We start from the raw sequence: 18,594 nt of genomic DNA, 5'->3' as shown, positions 1-18,594 counted from the left end.
GATGTTATTGTTGAGAAAGGGATAGGGAATGTACATGAAACTGTGAAGTAAGAGTGATTACGACTCTTACTTACACAGTTTCGCTTTTGATTTTATTGACTAAATGAAAAAATGGCAAAAAGGAATTCCGCCGGATCCCTTGAAGCCTGATGATGAAAAACGGGAGGCCTTGGGGTTTCACTTATCTGATGTATACATATCTGAATAAGGATCAAAGACCATACGTACGCCTGCCCTCTCCCATAACGCCTCCACCTATTAATGCAAAAGGCTTAAACAGAGCAATACAAGAAGCATAGTGTTCGTACATGGTTCCCCCTCCAAGTTCGCTGTTACCCGCTGTATGAAATATATTAATGATCTTTAATGGAACCTGATCATACCCTTGTTTAAACACCGTTTTTGGTTGCCCTTACATAAGGGCGCCAAGTAAAGACCAAAGCTGGGCAACTAAAAGAAGTCCCACACTTATTATTGGAATAAAAATGATCCCTATTTATTCAATTGGTATATATTTTGTAGGTAAGGTACTTTTTATAATATCACCTTCACTTAAACTTATAACATATTCTTTAAGATACATTTCATCGGAGAAATGTCCAAGTATTACATTAACCTTTAGTCCATCGTTGACAAAAAAGTTCCCTCTTCCACCATTTGGCTGAACTTTATATCGTCCTTCTGGAATATCCTTTCCAACTTCAAATTGTCCGGCAGCTAAAGTTTTAGGCTCTTCTTTTTTTTCAACAACGCCATTTTCCAACTTCTCTAGTTCCTTCTGTTTTTCTTTTATTTGAGTATCTAAAGAAGCTACTTCTTCACTTTTTTGCTTTGTATTAACTTGTAATTGATCTACGTTTGTTTGCAATTCATCTTTTTGATCTACAAGTGCTGTTGCTTCTTGATATTCATCTTTTAACTGTTCAAGTTCTTCAGATTTTTGTTTTTGTTCTTTTTTGATTTCTGAAAGTTCATTTTCCATTTCTTCAATTGTAAGCTTTTTATCTTCTAGTAGTGTTGTTGCATTTTGGTAGCCAATTTTATGTGCAACATATGAAGAAGCGATAATAACTATTACTGTTGCAATAATAAAAAATACAAAACCTTTACCAAACCTTTCAACCATCCTTCCTTTTTCTTTCACAAAAAAACCCTCCTAATATGTAGTAATAATGACCTAACCAAAATATACCATACATATCTATTTTCAGGATTATACTTTTTAGATATTATCATTTTTATAGGTGAAAATGCTTACTTTTCATACATTTTTTCCATATTATGGTTGGGGGATTAGCATGGAAATGAATGCTGTCGTAGAATTGATATGGAATTACGCAAGGGAAGTTATTGCAAAATTACGGAAAAACTCCAAGGATTACCACACATAAGTCCGTGGTACGTACAAAGGAAAAAACTTATTTATACACGTGGATCATTGCAACCTTATGAGGCTTTCTCTGAGGTTGCGTTTTTAATTTGCCAATAGATGATTATTTAATTTTTGATTCATAATCTCTACTCCTCCCTAGTCAATCATAGAAGTCTTCAACTTTATCGATTCCACTTTCTTGTACAAGCTCTCTACGGATCCAACATACTCAATTGGTTCAAATAAGGATGTGAAAATGAGCCTGTTTCAGGTGCGGACTCTATATTGATCCCAAAGGCAGACAGGGATCGGCTTTTCTTCACTTCCTCTATAAAAAAAGTAGCACAAAACCATGGCCTTGGTTTTGTGCTACTAATGTTGTATGTTTGGGGTTCAGTACACAACTAATCGGTCGCTAGTCTTTTTAGGAGTTTTTGAAAGTCACTTCACACAAGCTTATGGTGTTGGATAAAATCTGTTACGATATCTTTTAAATTCGGACTGCCCATTTCAGCTAAATCATAGTGTACACGTGTACACGGCTTATTAATTGAAATGACGCGAGTTAAGTCGATCGGTGTCCCAATGATCACTGCGTCACAGTCGGCCTTATTAATCGTTTCTTCAAGATCTTTTAATTGTTGTTCGCCGTATCCCATTGCTGGAAGGACGTTTCCAATATGTTTGTATTTATTTAACGTTTCGGTTAATGTACCTACCGCGAATGGACGTGGGTCAATGATTTCTTTCGCTCCCAAACGCTCTGCCGCGACGGTACCTGCACCAATTTTCATTTCTCCATGTGTCAACGTCGGACCGTCTTCAACGACTAACACGCGTTTTCCAATAATACTTTCCGGATGATCGACTGTAATCTTTGATTCAGCCTTTATAATCGTGCTATGGGGACTTGCAAATTTTATATTATTTTCTACAATTTGAATGGCTTCCTTTGACGCACTATCCACTTTGTTAATGATGGCTACATCAGTTGTTCTTAAACAAACTTCGCCAGGATAGTATTTCAGCTCATGACCCGGGCGATGCGGGTCCAAGACAGTAACAGCTAAATCAGGCTCAAAGAAAGAGAAATCATTATTTCCCCCATCCCATAAAATAACGTCACAGCCATCTGGATCATTTTCAGCTGCTGCCAAAATGTCTGCATAATCAACGCCCGCATACACAACATTTCCTCGTGCCACATGTGGTTCATATTCTTCCATTTCTTCGATTGTACAATGATGTTTCTTTAAATCTTCGACTGTCGCAAAGCGCTGAACACGTTGCGCATTTAAATCGCCATACGGCATCGGGTGTCGCACTGCAATGACTTTCAAGTCATGCTCCAACAGCGTTTCAATTATTTTTCGCGACGTCTGACTTTTTCCAGTTCCAGTTCGCACTGCGCAAACAGAAATGACGGGCTTATTACTTTTTAACATCGTGCTGTTTGGACCGAGCAATGTGAAGTTGGCGCCCGCTGCATTCACGATTGCCCCCACGCTCATAACATCCTCGTAACTAATATCACTATACGCAAAAACACATTCATCCACTTGTAATTCCTTAATCAACTCTGGTAATTCATCTTGTGAATAAATGGGAATACCATCTGGGTATAGTTCACCCGCTAATTCACTTGGATACTTGCGTCCATCAATATCTGGAATTTGTGTTGCTGTAAAAGCGACAACTTTATAGGCTTCATTATCGCGATAATACGTATTGAAGTTGTGAAAGTCTCTGCCAGCCGCACCTATAATAATAATATTTTTTCTTTTCATAGAACTCTCTCCTATAATTACAATAAGTTATTATAATTATAGCTAGGAATGTATATTAATACAATGGAATCTTTTCGAATGTGCTTAAACCTTAAACACAAATACGATTGAAATAACGAAAAATACGATGTAGATGGGATTCTATCTGTAAATTTCGCACATCTTTTACTACCAAATGACCCATTCCATACGAACTCCCATTATTGACCTTTAAAAAAGAGTTTCATTCTCCAGAAAAATATACGGATCATTTCAAGTTCTTAGTCTTACATTCATATTGTTAGATGTTGAAACTGTTAGGATGACGGCAGTAAATTTTCCCTTCATTGTCGTAGGAGGTTCCTGCATCTTTAGGCAGGATCTTTTTCATTGTGGTTGCGGCGGCACTACGGTTACGCGGCAGGTGCTTCGTATGGAGACGGGGATTCTGCTTAATGTTCATTTTACTCATTATCATGGATGCTGCTTGTTTATTCTTTCACGAACATAAAATGGGTCGCATGGCAGCGACCGCTTTATCATTTTTAGACTGAGGGAAAAAACGTTTATTCTTCTAATAATTGTTTTGTATAACCAATAAAATCTGTAAAATAACCATCCACTTGATATTGCTTGACCCGCTTTTGTTCCTGTTTTTGTGTTGCTAAATCAGTAAAATAGACGTGGACCTCTTTTCCCTGTTGGTGCAACTCATTTACTACCTTTAGACTTACGTCAGTTGACTCTATCCCGATGGCTGGGTATGGAACTTCTTTTGCCTTCTGTAAATCAAATTCACCTTTTTTAAACAATAACGTTAACTGAATGGAAGGAGCTAATGCTTGCAATTTTTGTAAGCTTTGCTCGGAAAACGATTGGAATGAAACGTATTGCTGATCCAGTAACCCATATTCTTTTAATAACTCAACCAGCTGGTTTTCCATTATCGCTTTTCCATTCACTAGTCGTGTTTCAATATAGTAATGCTCGTTTTTTCCAAATACTTGAAACATTTCCTCTAAGGAAAGTATTGCTTCTCGTTTTTCTTCTTGTTGAAACACTTCAACAGTTTCAAACTTCATCAATTCTTCAAACGTGTACTCAGATACTTCCCCACTTCCATTGGTTGTTCGATCTATAGTGGCATCATGCATTACCACAAGCTCTCCATCTTTTGTCATGCGTAAATCCAATTCTAATGCATCCACTTCGTCTTGAGCCGCTATTTTATAAGCAGTAAGTGTACTTTCATTAAAACGGTCATTCGCACCGCGGTGGGCATAGACTTCTGCTTTATCCACAACCATTGGCTCCACTTGGGTTTCCGCTCTAGCATATAACAACCCTGCAAGCAATAATAAAATGAACAAAAAACCTCCAATTTTTTTAAATAAATGCTTCCCGTTCATTTCTATAAATCAATGCCTTTTCTGGAAAGTCTGTCATTATAGCAGCAACACGAAGATCAAACAATTGCTTCATATCGTTCGCATCGTTTACTGTCCAAGCACGAAGTCTCGGAAAAACTGGCTTCCAATGCGCTACATTGTTTAATATGGCGCTTTTAGAAATATGGACCGACTCTAAATGAAAATAATCTAGATACTCATGCGGGTGTGGTAGCATGCCTTCTACTAAAAGAGCTATATCAGCATTCGGATCTAGTTTCTTCATACGCATTAAAGTCGGCAAATGAAAGGAGGAATAGATCACTTTTCTATTATTCCCATATGATTGAACGATTTGGTGAACCGCTTCTTCAATTCCTTTATACATAAACCTGGTTGTCTTTAACTCAATATTCAGTTCAACTTCATACGGTTTTAGCAATTCTAAAACTTCTTTTAAAGTAGGGACTTTTTCCAAGCGCCATTGATCGACAAATGCATCATAGTGGGAAAATTTCACTCCGGCACTATATTTTCTTATTTCTGCAAAGGTTAGATCTTTAATATAGCCCGTACCATCTGTTGTTCGATCCAAAAATTCGTCATGGATCACTACGATTTCTCCATCCTTCGTCATATGAACGTCTAATTCAATCCCGTCAACGCCCTCTCGAATCGCTTGCATAAATCCTGCTAAAGTATTTTCCGGATATGTCCCCATACAGCCTCGATGGCCATAAATCTTCGTAATCATGAAAGTCTCTCCTTCTGTACAAGCAAAGTATCTTATAAATTTTGACCAATCAAAATTTTCTTTCATTTGGATTTTAGGCTTGTGAAGTTGTTGCGAACTAACTAGAACAGAAAATTTATCTAACACATTTTCATCTATCATAACAACTAATTCCCCTATAAAGCAAAAAGCAACCACAGCCATTAAAAAATCTTTATACAGGAAGGGAATGAAGCACATCCACCTTCATTCCCTTTAAAATAATCATTCTCCTCTAGCAGCATTCGCTTGCTCAATTGCGTCATTCACTTGCTCTACAGCGGTAGAAAATGCTTCATCGACATCTCCGCCATTATATACTGTCTCCAATGCTGTTTCGATAATTTTACGCTCTTCGGGTATCATATCCATTAATCCGCCTTGTGTGGCCACGGATGGTTTCGTTGCCTGTAATTGCTCTACGGTTACTTGTAATTGCGGCATTTTCTCATAAGCATCTTTTAAAACTTGCTCTTCGTACGCTTTAGGATTGATAGCAAAATACCCCGTTCCTACATGCCATTCTGCCTGCACTTCAGGCTTCTGCAAATACTTTAAGAATTCCCAAGCCGCCTGCTGCTCTTCTTCCGGTTTTCCTTTAGACATCCACAGACTCGCCCCGCCGATTACAACACCTTGGCGCTCCTCTTTTTCCGGATAAGGTATAAAAGCAACCCCCACTTCAAATGGCGCATTATCAATTACATCTCTTGCGGTTGCAGAGGACTGCATAAACATTGCAACCTCACCACTTAAAAACCCGGTTACCATATTATCGGAATTTATACCATAATTCGCAAATGTGTCATCATCCATCATTCGCTTAACCCACTTAAAAATAGACTTCCCTTTTTCATTATCAAACGCTACTTCTGTTGCTGTATCACTGCGTCCGTTATCATTATTTAATAATAAACCACCCTGGTTTGCCAGCAGTTCTTCAAATAACCAGCCATAAGCTTGAAGCGCAAAACCTTTCATTTTAGGATTCGCCTCTTTAATCGCCTTGCCGGCTTCTTCTACTTCTTCAAATGTCTCTGGCGGCTCTTCAGGATTTAAACCGGCCTCTTTAAAGGCGTCTTTATTATAAAACATGACAGGAGTTGATGAGTTAAATGGCATGGAATAAAATTTCCCATCTACTTTATAGTAGTTGGTAATATTCTCCTCCAAATTACTCATATCATAACCTTCTTCATCTATAAACTTTTGAATAGGTTCCACGTTACCGCTGTTAATCATCGACATCGTCCCGATCTCATTGACCTGAACAATTGTGGGCGCATCATCTGTTCCACCTACGCTATGGTACTTGGATAATGTTTCCTCATATGTCCCTTGAAATTCGGCTTTCACTTGAACCTCATCTTGTGATTTGTTATATTTTTCCACAATTTCATCCAGAGCTACCTGAGCTTGACCGCCCATGGCATGCCAAAAAGTTACTTCTGTTTTTCCCCCTGACTTTCCGCCTTCTTTGGCTTCGGCTTTACCTTCATCCTCTTTTTCTTTAGAAGCATTGCAAGCAGCAAGTACAAGCGTAAAACTTGCCAAAATCAATATAAGTAATTTCTTCACCCATCTCCACTCCTTTTCATATGTATATTTTATAAATCTTCCATTCTACGTTTTTCAAATGCATTTTCGTCATATTAGTGAAGCTTCACGTATGAGTTTTTTCCATCTTCTACTACCGCAGGGTATGTTCACTCAGTCCACACAAACTACTAGTGGCATTATTTTATTGCGCCTTCTGTTAAACCTTTTTGTAATTTCTTTTGTCCTAGAAACAGAAGAATTAATGTTGGTAACACGACGATCAACCCGCCAGCCATAATAACACCCCATTCATTGAGTTGTTCTTGCGACTGAAGTTGCTTTAATCCAATTTGCACCGTCCGCACCGTATCATCCGTGGTAGCCAGTAACGGCCAAAGATACATATTCCAAGAAGTCAGAAATCCATAAACACCTAAAGTAACTAAACTTGTTTTGGCGACGGGAAGAACAACCGTTAAATAAAATGTAAAATCTCCCATCCCTGATATTTCACTTGCTTCCTTTAACTCTTTCGGAATTTGTTTGAAATGTTGTCGTAATAAAAACGTTCCAAATGCCACTGCAAAAAACGGTAAGGACATACCTGTATATGTATTTAATAAATTCAACTCCCGAATTGTTTGGAAGTTAGGAATGATGGAAGCTTCAAAAGGAATCATCATTGTTGCGATAAAGATAAAAAACAACGTATCCCTGCCTTTAAACTCCAAGAACACAAATGCATAGGCAGCTAAACTTGATAACAGTAATTGTCCAATCATAATAAGGAGCGACACAATCAAACTGTTCATTAAATAACCAAATAAAGGAAAACGCTCAAACGCTTTGATATAATTTTCTAACGTCCATGTTTCAGGAAGAATTTTACCAGTCAAAATATCCTGACTAGACATAAAGCTCATTAAAAATGCCACAATGGCAGGTGCAAACAACAACAAAGCAGATACTGTCAGAAGAAGATAAAAAACCAGCTTTTTACCAAAAGACATGGTCATTGGTAATGCACCTTCCTCTCTCCCAGCTTAAACTGTAGCAATGTCATAAAGAGGATAATGAAAAACAGAATCACGGCTTGTGCGCTTGCTGTACCATAGCGATAATTTTCAAATGCTTCTTGATAGATAGAGTAAACGATTAAGTTCGTTTCGTTTTGCGGACCGCCGCGAGTTAACATGTCAATTTGACCAAATGTTTGAAACGCATTAATCAATGAAACCGTAATGACGAAAAATAACGTCGGGGACAGCATAGGTATTGTAATATGCCTTAATTTATACAAGTAACTAGCGCCATCAATTTCCGCACTTTCATATAAATGTGAATCAATTGATTGCAATCCACCTAACAAGATAAGAAAAGTAAAGCCAAGATTCATCCATATGGTTGAGATGGACACAGAAATGAGTGCCCAATCCGGGTCTGTCAGCCAGCCTATTGCTTCGAATCCCAGCGCTTCCAAAAGCTGATTCAGCCAACCTAGCGTCGGGTGAAATAAAAACATCCAAAATACAGACGCCGCGGCTACAGAAATCCCCATTGTAGAAGAAAATATCATCCGAAAAAAACCGATACCTCGTAGTTTTTCATTGGCAATAACAGCTAAAAACAAACTAATCAAAATCGTGCCTGGCACTGTATATAAAACAAACAAAAACGTTGATTGTAAGCTTTTTAAAAATATGGGCGACGTAAAAATGTTTTTAAAGTTATCGAATCCTACAAAAACAGTTGTCGCTCCACTGTTATCAGTAAGAAAAAAACTTAAATATAACGTTCTTGCCATGGGATAAAACAAAAACACACTAAATAAAATGATAGAAGGTAAAAGAAACAGCATTCCTTTGATAAATCGGGTTCTTCTTTGCTTTTTCTTCACTTTCATCAGATCAATTTGCGTATATTGGTCTGGCATCATCACTGCTTCTTTCATACAACCGCTACCTCTTTTTCCTTTACTGGAGAAGCTGCTTTTAATAAGAGACCTGAATCAGTATCAAAAAAGCAAAGTTTGTCATTGGATATATGTACGGGAACCTTTTCCCCAACTTTGATCGACCATTGACCTAACCATTTGGCCGTCCATAATTCTGCTCCTACTTCGAATGTTGCCAGCGTTTCATTGCCAAGTTGCTCTACATTAATGACTTCCAGCTTATGTGTAGCTTCTCTATCAACTGCTGGTAAAATATGTTCCGCTCTAATACCGACAGTTAGATTTGCGGTCTGAGCAATTTTTTCAGTTAGTTCTATAGAGCCCATATCAATTTCAAGGGAATCTTCCACCCGTAAGCTTTGATTGATTAAGGTAGCTTTTCCAAGATTCATTTTTGGCGAACCTATAAAAGAAGCAACGAATAAATTAGCTGGCTCATTGTACAACGTAATGGGCTCTCCAACCTGCTGGATTTCTCCGTTATTTAAAACCATAATCCGATCCCCCATTGTCATAGCCTCCACTTGATCATGTGTTACATAAATCATCGTTAAACCAAGTTTTTTCTGCAGTCTGCGTATCTCTATACGCATATGTGCGCGAAGCTTTGCATCCAGGTTGGAAAGTGGCTCATCCATTAAACAAAGAGGCGCTTCACTTACAACCGATCTGGCAAGCGCAACCCGTTGCCTTTGACCACCAGAAAGCTCTCTAGGCTTTCGTTTCAACAAGTTGGAAAGCCCCATCATATCAACTGTCGCTTTTAATCTTTCCTGTTGTTCCTGTTTACTAACTTTTTTAGCACGCAAGCCAAACAAAATATTCTGCTCTACATTTAAATGGGGATACAATGCATAATTTTGAAAAACCATCGACAAGTTGCGATCCTTTGGAGGTAAATGATTAACCACACGATCCGCTATTTTGAGCGTGCCCCCTGTAATTTCCTCCAAGCCGGCAATCATACGCAACAATGTACTTTTTCCCGATCCGGAAGGACCAACAAGAACGAAAAACTCACCCTTTTCAATGGAAAGATTAATGTTATGTAGTACATCCGCTTGTTTATCATAGGATTTGGAAATATTTTGTAATTCCACTTTACTCACTCTTGCTCCCCCTTTACCAATCTTTATTTAAACATAGATTGTTAGCTTTGTTGTCATTCTTAACTGAATATTTGTTTTACGTTAATTATCTTAACATTTGCTTAATATTGTATTTACATAGTTTGAAATATCCTGACATTTTTATAAAAATGGAGGTGTTATGGGGGCGTCAAACTTAGGGGTGGTGACGAGCTTACATTTTAAGGAAGAAACTTCCTACCTCACTTTAAATACGCTCGCTTGCAGGTGGGAGCTCAATGTTTGCGACATTTAAAAAGGGTAGGTTTTGTATATGACCGCGCTTTATATGGGGAGGTGAGCGTGATAAGCTACTCGTCTTGCGAAAAAGAGTATCTGCACACTTTGGCCCTCCGCAAGACACCACGCTCATAGAAGCTCCGTATCAAGTCACAAATTATCTGAGCATATTTATCGGAATTGCTGTAGAACATCCTGCCATTTTATTGAAATACAAACTCAACACATATCACTTCAACAGATGTAGTAAAACGTGGGTTCCCGAGTAACTTTTTATTTAAGATAGTGTTTTTGATGGGAATTCACCCTTCAAGGAAATCCTAGATAAGATTAAGCCTGAAAAGGATAGGCTTTGACAGACCGTAGAGTACTCAATATAACAACCCCCATCGATTGATGATGAGGTAAGATTTTAGAAAGCTGCATGGTGGCTTTGATTATGTAGACAAATATGGGAATAACTGTAAAGTACCTATCTATTCAATGAAATGGTGTTTTACGCTAGTATTAAAGAATTCTTCAATACGAAGAATGTATTATCGAGTTTTTTTGACGAATGGCTCGAAGATATTTCCGATTACATCCCCCTACAGCAAACATTCTCCATACCTATTCCAATGGACAATAAATTCGAATGGTTCAGTTGTATAGAAAACTGTAAAGGAAATTTTCCAAACTAACCAATGACATCCCTCTTGTTGCAAAATGCAAATAGTTTTAGAGAATAGTACAGCTAAATAAAGTTAATATTGCTCCTCAGGATATTATACCGGACTGTTGTAGTAATATAAAATAAGCCAGATTCTGTGATAATATAGAATCTGACCTATATATTTTTATTATTTTGGGTCTTCTAATCGAGCTTTAATCTTTTTCCAATGTTTTTTCACTTGAGTTTCCATAAGGTTAACTGTATTAGAATCTTCATCAAAAATTCTTTGTGCTCTTTCAGCATAACTAAGAAAATTCCCATGTCCCTTTTTATTTTTGCCCAAGTGCGAATAATTTTTATATAACTCTCTTCTATATGATTTACGACTGAATTCTTTTGATTTACGATTACAGATCCTTATTTTGCGATATGTTCTCGTGTAATACTTAAAAAGACTTTTTTCTCTGATTCGAACTTCCTCGCCATCAAAGCTAAATCCAAGATAATCTAATTTTGTCTCATTAAATTCTAAATCAGTTATCTTATTATTAGTATAAAAATAATTTCCTGTCTTTTCAGGTTGAATCTCTAAATTTGGAATCTGTTCTTTTATATTCTCTAGAGTTTGATGATGAATATGGTAATCATAGCTTTGGGCGTCTCCTTCAATAGGAATCACTATAATTAAATCATCACAATACCTTTTATAAAGTCCGTTTTGTTTATCTACATACTTTTGTATTTTCTCATCAAATTCTAAAAGATAAATATTAGAACAGACTGAGCTGATACCTGCACCTTGAGGAATTCCATAATTCTTAGAGTTTTTGTATATATTTTTATGCTTAAAAGTCCTAAATTCCTCTTCTGTGAAATATTTATATTTATTTTTTATTTCACTTTCAGTATACTTTGTTTTCAAATCTGCTTCTATTTCATTTTTGATAAAGTAACTAAATTTTGTTAAGTTCTTAAAGACATTATAGTAATCGCCAGGTAATGTATCCTTCTTTAGAACATAGCGAATTTTCTCTTTAAGATACCTATGGTCCAATGTATCAAAGAAATTAGTAAAATCAGCAACAAAAATATATGCATTTCTTTGCGCTTTTATAAAATCAATAACTTCTTTAGCAAAATTAATATTACTTTTTCCCAACAAGTTATTTCTATATGCAGTTGCTACCTCATTAATACCCAATTCTTCTACAACAAAATTGTAGTGGTTATTTAATTTGTCGCCATAGTACTTATAAATATAGCTATCGATGTGAGAAGCATAAAATATTTTACGAATTTTTTCTTTTGGCTGTTTTTCTTTCCTATTATACTTTTGGAATTTAATCTCAAAGTGTATAAATGGGTAAAATCCATGTTTAGCAATCCATTGAGGATTTTGAATTTTACCCTTAACATTTTCAATTGACTTCTTATTATCGAGATGCTTATACTTCTTGACTCGATACTTTTTCTTATTCATATTTGGCAGAGCTCGCAAGGGTATGTAATCGTAGCCTATTACTCTATAAAATTAGCCCTTGCAAGCATACTCTCCTTTCGAATTATAGATTATTGCTAACCTATAAAGGGGCTACTAAATGCACTAATAGCTTATACTATAATTAGTATATTGAATTGGTTGTTTATGACGATTGGAGGTGTCCAAATGCCACGTTATTCAGAAGCGTTATCGATTGTAATTCGCTGGGCCAGCCTTGTGATTACAATTGAGATAAAGCTTGACAGAAATTCACCAATCCCCCTCATAACTACTTTTATGAGGCGTAAACTATGCCAATTTTACCATATGGTGTAGTAATAGTCAAAAAATACCGAATAAAAGTTTAGTAGTGATGTCATTGCATAAGTATGGTTGGATATCTTGCAATTTCTATTCTTTGAATAATCATATTAACGAATTTAGAAGCTGATATGCACTAAAATAGAGGGGGTAAAGATATGGTTTTTTTATTTTTAAAAAATGATGAGCCGCAAATGATTTGGAATGCAATTAATAATACTCAACTTGTTTTCCATCCGAGTAAAGCAATAACCGGATTGATTGATTACTCTAAATTTCGAACATTAAACAGAAAAAAGGAAGTTATTTTATTTTTAGATAGAAACCTCTTGAGTAGTTTATAGTCCTTTACAAAGAATGGAGATTTAAAAAATAATAGAGAAGAGAAGAAAAGAATGATTACTTTTAATGTTATGGTCTCAAATGAATCAACTACCAATCAGTGCTGGACTAGCAATAATGAAAATGCATTAAGAGAAAACGATTCTTATAAAGCTAAAATAGAGTTGAGTAATTTTAATGATATTTTTGATTTTTTATCCAACTCAGATGTGGTTAAATTTAGCTGGTAGTAGAATAGACAAAATTTCAAAGTATAATTCTTCTAATTATTCCATACAAAAATTCCATTATTTACTATTAGAGCAATGATCACTTCCTAATGAATTATGCCAGCATGTTACATCTAGTTAATATATCGAACTCTGACATGAATCCAGTAGAAAAGTTATTATCATTCTTAAAGTTGGAATTTCGAAAATTAGCTTACCTCCCAATATATCAATACATATCTAGTTTTGTTATTTTCCAATCAAAATGATTTAAAAGCACCTAAACACGCTAATAATAATGTATTTGAGAGAATTGAAAAAGGTTGTATTAATTAAACCCTTGGATTTTAACCTATCTATCAACTTGGATTACACTTTAATGAGGTTGTTTTATTTCCTACTGCCGACATTATTTTAAAACAAATTTTTATTAACATAAATGGAAAAGAGCTTGTAATTTTATTTTTTTGGATATGTTTTTTTCCTCCATTAACCTTTACTCGGGCTAAATCAAAATCTAAACACTAAATTTAAAATTAATTTTAGCTGGAAGCACTCCACAAATACATTTTATATTTTTTGATTATTCACCAGATAAAATACCTAATGAAATTTATTTAAAAATATTAACTTCATCTGGAAAAGAAGAAAGTATCGTAATTAATGAAGAGGACTTTAACAAATCTTTTATTGAAGTCAAAGAAAATAGAGCAATCTAACTCACTATTAGCCATGTATTTCAAAAAAAATATGTTTGGGTTAATAAGAGTAGTTATACATTTAATAAATCAGTATATTTAACACAAATAAATGGTAAAGACGAGGGTTATATCGAGATAAAATTTGAAGAGAAAAGTGGAATTAATAATGAAAGTACGTATAGGATAGTAAATAAGTTTTTCATCAACAATGATAAATTATCTTTTAACAAAGAAAAATTTAAAGTTGATTTATAATTACAATCAAAGAATATATATGAGGTAATCAGCTTGAGCTATTACCTCGTTTTTATAAATTTCAATTTATGAGTTCTCTTAGTTTTTTTATAAATATAATGCTGATAGAGTTGGAAATATGATTTTATATCCCTTCTAAGAGATATAGAGAATTTTTGGTTTACCGTTACTTATGATACGGTTCCCCCTTTATTATCCTAAACGCCCTGTACACCTGTTCCACCAATATTAATCGCATTAACTGATGTGGAAAAGTCATTTTAGAAAAAGACAAAGCCTCATCGGCGCGTTTCATCACTTCCGCACTCAAGCCGAGTGAGCCTCCTATGACAAAGACGATTTTGCTTTTGCCGGTTGTGGCAAGGTAGTCGAAGCGTGCTGCGAGTTCTTCGGAGGATTTCATGGTGCCTTCGATGGAGAGGGCGATGACGTGGGCGTTGGGGCTGATTTTGGAAAGGATCCGGTCTCCTTCTTTCTTCTTTATTTGTTCCATTTGGGTTGGGCTTAAGTTTTCGGGGGCTTTTTCATCGGGGAGTTCGATGATGTTTAATTTGGCGTACGCTGTGAGGCGCTTGAGGTATTCGTCAATTCCTTGTTTTAAGTATTTTTCTTTCAGTTTTCCGACGGAAATGATGGTGATATTCATAGCTGTTCCCCTTCTCTGAAGTTATACACAAGTTGAAAACATGAAACAAACAACTTATTCACATACCTTATCCACATATCCACATAAACTATCCACATTTAGTATGGGAATATTAGTTCCCTACAAGATATTCAGCGTGCTTTTTGCAGTATTCACAAGTTGTGGACAAGTTTTTTCCTTCTTCTAATTTTTCAAGTTTGGGAAAGGTTTCGTGCTCATCCACGATGACATCCAATGCCAGTTCAACGTGCTCGCCGCAACAATAAATCATATAATAACCTCCTTTCCGTTTATATCATCATGTAATCATGACCATAAAAAATCGTTTTGAACATGGATTTCGTATCGCTTTCTGGATAACTCTTCTTTTTTTAAAAAATAATTAGTATTTCTCGAGATCGCAATTGAATTTTGAAGGCGCGCGATTCTCTCAGAAAGACTCGCCATCTTTATAAAATACTCTTTCCGATATTACTCGCAACTTTTTGGAAATACTTTCGACTTTCTTGATTACTTGCGACTTATCGAAATTACTGTCCACTTTCTCGATTTACTTGCGACCTATCGAAATTACTGTCCACTTTCTCGATTTACTTGCGACCTATCGAAATTACTACCGACTTTCTCAATTTACTCGCCACCTATCGAAACACTATCCACTTTCTCGATTTACTCGCAACTTCCCAAAATATACTATCGACTTTCTCTTAAATACTCGCCACTTTCTTTATCCACAGATTATTTTACCATTAAATCAGAAAAGCGGGAAAGCCTCATTTGGCTGTTCCCGCTTAACATTTTATAATCTGGCTTCATCCGTCAGCTTGATAGTGGTTTTTTCTTTTTTGCCGCCTCTATAGTACGTGACATCCATCGAATCGCCGACTTTTTTCGTGTTGTATAAATGTTTTCTGAGCGCAATGACATTGTCCACTTTTTGTCCGTCCAGTTCAACGATGACGTCCAATTCTTCCAATCCTGCCTTTCCAGCAGGTGAATTGGCCATAACGGACTCGATCATCACACCAGTAGTTACGTCTTTCGGCAATTTCAGTGTTTCCTGCTGATGATAGGCGGATACTTCTGCGACATCACGCAATGTGACGCCCATCGACGGGCGTTTGACTTCACCGTATTTTTCTAGGTCTTCAATAATTGGAATAACATAGTTGATCGGAATCGAGAAGCCAATGCCTTCTACTGTGCTTTGCGCAATTTTCATGGAGTTGATGCCAACGACCTGCCCTGCAATATTGACAAGCGCTCCACCGCTATTGCCGGGGTTAATGGCGGCATCTGTCTGGATGACTTCCGCATTCCAGTCAGCCACACCGTCTCCGTTAATATCGACGGGCACCGCCCGATTGACTCCGGAAATAATGCCTTGGGTCACGGATCCGGCAAATTCGAGTCCAAGCGGATTTCCGATTGCCATGACCTGCTCCCCGATTTTCAAAGCGTCAGAGTCGCCGAATTCTGTTACGGCGTCATCGGCAATTCCATCGGCATCTATCTCAACGACCGCCAAATCTGTCCATATATCGCCTCCAAGCTGTTTCCCGGAAACTTTTTTGCCGTCTGACAGGGTCACTTCCAGTTGCGAAGAGCCTTGGACCACATGGTTGTTCGTTACGATAAGCGCTTTGTCCCCCGCTTTCTTATAAATGACTCCTGATCCTACCCCTGCCGCTTCCTGGCCCTCCCCGCCAGACCAAAATTTTGCCGTTTGAATATTGGTGATGCCTACCACACCTTTTCCGGCTTTTTCCACTGCCTCGGTTATGTCTGTCGTGACATCAAGTGAGACATTCTTGGATGGGTGATCCGTTTTGCCTCTATTTTCTTCAATCGCTGCATTGTTTTGGTTCGGGGGTTCATTCCAATCTAATGCTGGAAAGAGCAGGGCCATTAAAAGCGCGCCGATGATTCCGCCGATGATTCCTGAAAAGAATCCGCCTCTTTTCTTTTTAAAGCGGTTAGGGCTGTGATCATCGTAAAGTCCCACTAGACACCATTCCTTTCTTTTGCTACGTTCCATTCCCCAAAAGGTTTTCCCTTCATATTCCTTATTATAATGCGCAAAGCGACAGAAATTAAATAATAAACGTTTTCTATTTTGTAAATAGCTTAGGGTGTGGACAAAAAAATGAAAACAGGCAGCCAACCGCCGCGTGTTTTCATTATCTATTCCTGTATTTACGCTTATTTAAACATTTTTTATACGGCTGCGAGGTCGGTCGGTATGTAAGGATCGGTATCAAACAGTCGGACATGGCTTCCCACTTCAATTCCCCGGGACGCCAGCGTCTGGGTAACGCTCATCCGTGCCAGGTCTTTCATGTTATTGTCACGGCTTAAATGGGCGAGGTAAATGCGTTTTGTCCGGTCGCCAATAACCTCGCTCATCGCCAAAGCCGCGTCTTCATTGGAGACATGTCCAACATCGCTTAATATTCTCCGTTTCACGTTCCACGGGTATCTTCCCATCCGCAGCATCTCAATATCATGGTTGCTTTCAAAAATATACGTATCCGCATCAGCGATCATCCCTTTCATCCGATCGCTGACATAACCTGTATCCGTGATCAAGACGAGCTTTTTCCCTTCAGACCGAAAAATGTAAAACATTGGTTCAGCAGCATCGTGCGAGACGCCGAAAGATTCAATGTCGAGGCTTCCGAAAGATTTGACAGCTTCCACTTCAAAAACAAATTTTTGATCAGTCACCACTTCCCCGAGCATGCCGTCCATTGCCTTCCACGTTTTTTCATTCGCATAGATGGGAAGCCGGTATTTTCTGGCCATGACACCCAGGCCCTTAATATGGTCGCTATGTTCATGGGTAACAAGGATGCCATCTAGCTTTGCTGGATCGCGTCCAATTTTCTCCATTAATTCCCCGATTTTTTTGCAACTGACTCCGGCGTCTACAAGAAAGGAGTGTTTATTTGTCTCAATATAAAAGGCGTTTCCCGAACTGCCGCTGGCCAAAACACTAAATTGCATCGACATGTACTTGTTCACTCCAATTTCACTTTTTCTTCGTCACCGGGATTCACTTCGATAATTTGTCCCTCAAATGCATTGACTAACAACTGCTCTTTTTCTTTCTCATGTTCCACGACAATACACCACGTCGGTGTCAATACTTGGGTAGCTTCCATGTTTACGACAGTGTAATAGCCGAGTTTCGCTTCAACCACTTTACTTCCCGGCTTCATCAGCCCATTGCGATAAATCGCTTCAACTGCCCGAATGGCAGGAAGCACTTCTTCTTTTTCACTGATCGGTTCAATCTTTTCTAGCATCGTCTGTTTATAAGACTGAACTTCTCCTGATTTAGTGACTGTAAACTCCAGGCTTGCGCTTTTATTTATGAAAAATGGCTTTTCCTGGTGTTTCTGAAAATACGTAATGATCCCAGCTGTTTCATCATGATAGCCAAACACATATTGCTCACCAAATAACACTTCATTTTTAATGAATTGATCCAATTCGGACGTGTCGAAATTTTTTCCGATTTTCACTGGTGTCTTTAGTTCCGATTGGATCATCGTCCGATCGGTGCTGTTTATCGTTTGATTGTTCAATTTCTCCAATTCTTCATCCGTAAATGTTTTCGTATTGGCGCTCATGTAATGATCAGCAAAGGTTTCCTTTGGAATACTGCTATAATCAATGTCGTCATTTTTTAAGCTTTCTTCCAATGAGACATCCATTTTGACTTCCAGCTGATTGATCCGTTCCTTGTTCAACAACTGGCTCAGGAGGAAAACATCGAGAGTCAGGAATGCGATGATAAAGATGCTTTTCAGTCTACTCCAGTCCAT

Annotated in this window: 16 protein-coding genes; 2 read left to right on the top strand and 14 right to left on the bottom strand. The window is 37.4% G+C overall.

Features of this window, described 5'->3' with window-relative positions; translation table 11 throughout:
- Positions 1 to 496: 496 nt before the first annotated feature.
- From MHB50_RS20275 to MHB50_RS20235, 9 genes are all read right to left on the bottom strand, one after another.
- On the bottom strand, positions 497 to 1,144 hold the full coding sequence (locus tag MHB50_RS20275) for a hypothetical protein (RefSeq protein ID WP_253191900.1): 648 nt from the start codon (positions 1,142 to 1,144) through the stop codon (positions 497 to 499).
- Between the two features lie 674 nt (positions 1,145 to 1,818).
- Positions 1,819 to 3,159, bottom strand: coding sequence for a cyclic 2,3-diphosphoglycerate synthase (locus MHB50_RS20270; RefSeq protein ID WP_339160663.1), 1,341 nt, complete (start codon positions 3,157 to 3,159; stop codon positions 1,819 to 1,821).
- A 545-nt stretch (positions 3,160 to 3,704) separates the two neighbouring features.
- Positions 3,705 to 4,508, bottom strand: a complete 804-nt coding sequence (locus MHB50_RS20265) for a glycerophosphodiester phosphodiesterase family protein (protein WP_339160661.1) — start codon at positions 4,506 to 4,508, stop codon at positions 3,705 to 3,707.
- 16 nt (positions 4,509 to 4,524) lie between these two features.
- Complete coding sequence (locus MHB50_RS20260; RefSeq protein WP_339160659.1) at positions 4,525 to 5,280, bottom strand: glycerophosphodiester phosphodiesterase; 756 nt, start codon at positions 5,278 to 5,280, stop codon at positions 4,525 to 4,527.
- 243 nt (positions 5,281 to 5,523) lie between these two features.
- On the bottom strand, positions 5,524 to 6,876 hold the full coding sequence (locus tag MHB50_RS20255; protein ID WP_339160657.1) for an ABC transporter substrate-binding protein: 1,353 nt from the start codon (positions 6,874 to 6,876) through the stop codon (positions 5,524 to 5,526).
- A gap of 158 nt (positions 6,877 to 7,034) precedes the next feature.
- Positions 7,035 to 7,853 carry a carbohydrate ABC transporter permease gene (locus MHB50_RS20250; protein ID WP_339160656.1) on the bottom strand — a complete coding sequence of 273 codons (819 nt, stop codon included), beginning with the start codon at positions 7,851 to 7,853 and terminating at the stop codon, positions 7,035 to 7,037.
- Positions 7,850 to 8,788, bottom strand: coding sequence for a sugar ABC transporter permease (locus MHB50_RS20245; protein ID WP_077114039.1), 939 nt, complete (start codon positions 8,786 to 8,788; stop codon positions 7,850 to 7,852). The genes MHB50_RS20250 and MHB50_RS20245 overlap by 4 nt, the downstream gene beginning before the upstream one ends.
- Positions 8,785 to 9,900 carry a sn-glycerol-3-phosphate ABC transporter ATP-binding protein UgpC gene (locus tag MHB50_RS20240; RefSeq protein ID WP_205180334.1) on the bottom strand — a complete coding sequence of 372 codons (1,116 nt, stop codon included), beginning with the start codon at positions 9,898 to 9,900 and terminating at the stop codon, positions 8,785 to 8,787. Before MHB50_RS20240 ends, MHB50_RS20245 begins: the two co-directional genes overlap by 4 nt.
- A gap of 1,097 nt (positions 9,901 to 10,997) precedes the next feature.
- Entirely contained in the window at positions 10,998 to 12,290 is a 1,293-nt protein-coding gene (locus MHB50_RS20235; protein ID WP_340084615.1) for a reverse transcriptase domain-containing protein, read from the bottom strand.
- Positions 12,291 to 12,476: 186 nt separating this feature from the next.
- Here MHB50_RS20235 and MHB50_RS20230 point away from each other — a divergent pair, with 186 nt between their 5' ends.
- Positions 12,477 to 12,626 (top strand): hypothetical protein, encoded by a 150-nt coding sequence (locus tag MHB50_RS20230; protein ID WP_340084614.1) that lies wholly within the window; start codon positions 12,477 to 12,479, stop codon positions 12,624 to 12,626.
- A gap of 143 nt (positions 12,627 to 12,769) precedes the next feature.
- A complete protein-coding gene (locus MHB50_RS20225) occupies positions 12,770 to 12,955 on the top strand; it encodes a hypothetical protein (protein WP_340084613.1) in 186 nt (61 codons plus the stop codon).
- 1,329 nt (positions 12,956 to 14,284) lie between these two features.
- Here the strand turns inward: MHB50_RS20225 and rlmH are convergent.
- From rlmH to yycI, 5 genes are all read right to left on the bottom strand, one after another.
- The gene (gene rlmH, locus MHB50_RS20220; protein WP_205180068.1) at positions 14,285 to 14,764 is read right to left on the bottom strand and encodes a 23S rRNA (pseudouridine(1915)-N(3))-methyltransferase RlmH; all 480 of its coding nucleotides are present in this window, start codon (positions 14,762 to 14,764) and stop codon (positions 14,285 to 14,287) included.
- A 112-nt stretch (positions 14,765 to 14,876) separates the two neighbouring features.
- The gene (locus tag MHB50_RS20215) at positions 14,877 to 15,035 is read right to left on the bottom strand and encodes a CxxH/CxxC protein (protein ID WP_205180065.1); all 159 of its coding nucleotides are present in this window, start codon (positions 15,033 to 15,035) and stop codon (positions 14,877 to 14,879) included.
- A 528-nt stretch (positions 15,036 to 15,563) separates the two neighbouring features.
- On the bottom strand, positions 15,564 to 16,769 hold the full coding sequence (locus MHB50_RS20210) for a trypsin-like peptidase domain-containing protein (protein WP_328799810.1): 1,206 nt from the start codon (positions 16,767 to 16,769) through the stop codon (positions 15,564 to 15,566).
- Between the two features lie 212 nt (positions 16,770 to 16,981).
- The gene (locus MHB50_RS20205) at positions 16,982 to 17,776 is read right to left on the bottom strand and encodes an MBL fold metallo-hydrolase (protein WP_077112027.1); all 795 of its coding nucleotides are present in this window, start codon (positions 17,774 to 17,776) and stop codon (positions 16,982 to 16,984) included.
- A gap of 8 nt (positions 17,777 to 17,784) precedes the next feature.
- Positions 17,785 to 18,594, bottom strand: a complete 810-nt coding sequence (yycI, locus tag MHB50_RS20200) for a two-component system regulatory protein YycI (RefSeq protein WP_205180061.1) — start codon at positions 18,592 to 18,594, stop codon at positions 17,785 to 17,787.

This window comes from Siminovitchia sp. FSL H7-0308, from assembly GCF_037980985.1.
Lineage (GTDB): Bacteria > Bacillota > Bacilli > Bacillales > Bacillaceae_C > Siminovitchia > Siminovitchia thermophila.
This window is presented reverse-complemented; position numbering and strand designations above follow the sequence as displayed.

Bases quoted from the DNA above. Each gene is read 5' to 3' on its own strand.
- MHB50_RS20270 (WP_339160663.1), bottom strand. From the start codon at position 3,159: ATGAAAAGAAAAAATATTATTATTATAGGTGCGGCTGGCAGAGACTTT.
- MHB50_RS20260 (WP_339160659.1), bottom strand. From the start codon at position 5,280: ATGATTACGAAGATTTATGGCCATCGAGGCTGTATGGGGACATATCCG.
- MHB50_RS20250 (WP_339160656.1), bottom strand. From the start codon at position 7,853: ATGACCATGTCTTTTGGTAAAAAGCTGGTTTTTTATCTTCTTCTGACA.
- MHB50_RS20245 (WP_077114039.1), bottom strand. From the start codon at position 8,788: ATGAAAGAAGCAGTGATGATGCCAGACCAATATACGCAAATTGATCTG.
- MHB50_RS20235 (WP_340084615.1), bottom strand. From the start codon at position 12,290: ATGAATAAGAAAAAGTATCGAGTCAAGAAGTATAAGCATCTCGATAAT.
- MHB50_RS20230 (WP_340084614.1), top strand. From the start codon at position 12,477: ATGCCACGTTATTCAGAAGCGTTATCGATTGTAATTCGCTGGGCCAGC.
- MHB50_RS20225 (WP_340084613.1), top strand. From the start codon at position 12,770: ATGGTTTTTTTATTTTTAAAAAATGATGAGCCGCAAATGATTTGGAAT.
- rlmH (WP_205180068.1), bottom strand. From the start codon at position 14,764: ATGAATATCACCATCATTTCCGTCGGAAAACTGAAAGAAAAATACTTA.
- MHB50_RS20215 (WP_205180065.1), bottom strand. From the start codon at position 15,035: ATGATTTATTGTTGCGGCGAGCACGTTGAACTGGCATTGGATGTCATC.
- MHB50_RS20205 (WP_077112027.1), bottom strand. From the start codon at position 17,776: ATGTCGATGCAATTTAGTGTTTTGGCCAGCGGCAGTTCGGGAAACGCC.
- yycI (WP_205180061.1), bottom strand. From the start codon at position 18,594: ATGGACTGGAGTAGACTGAAAAGCATCTTTATCATCGCATTCCTGACT.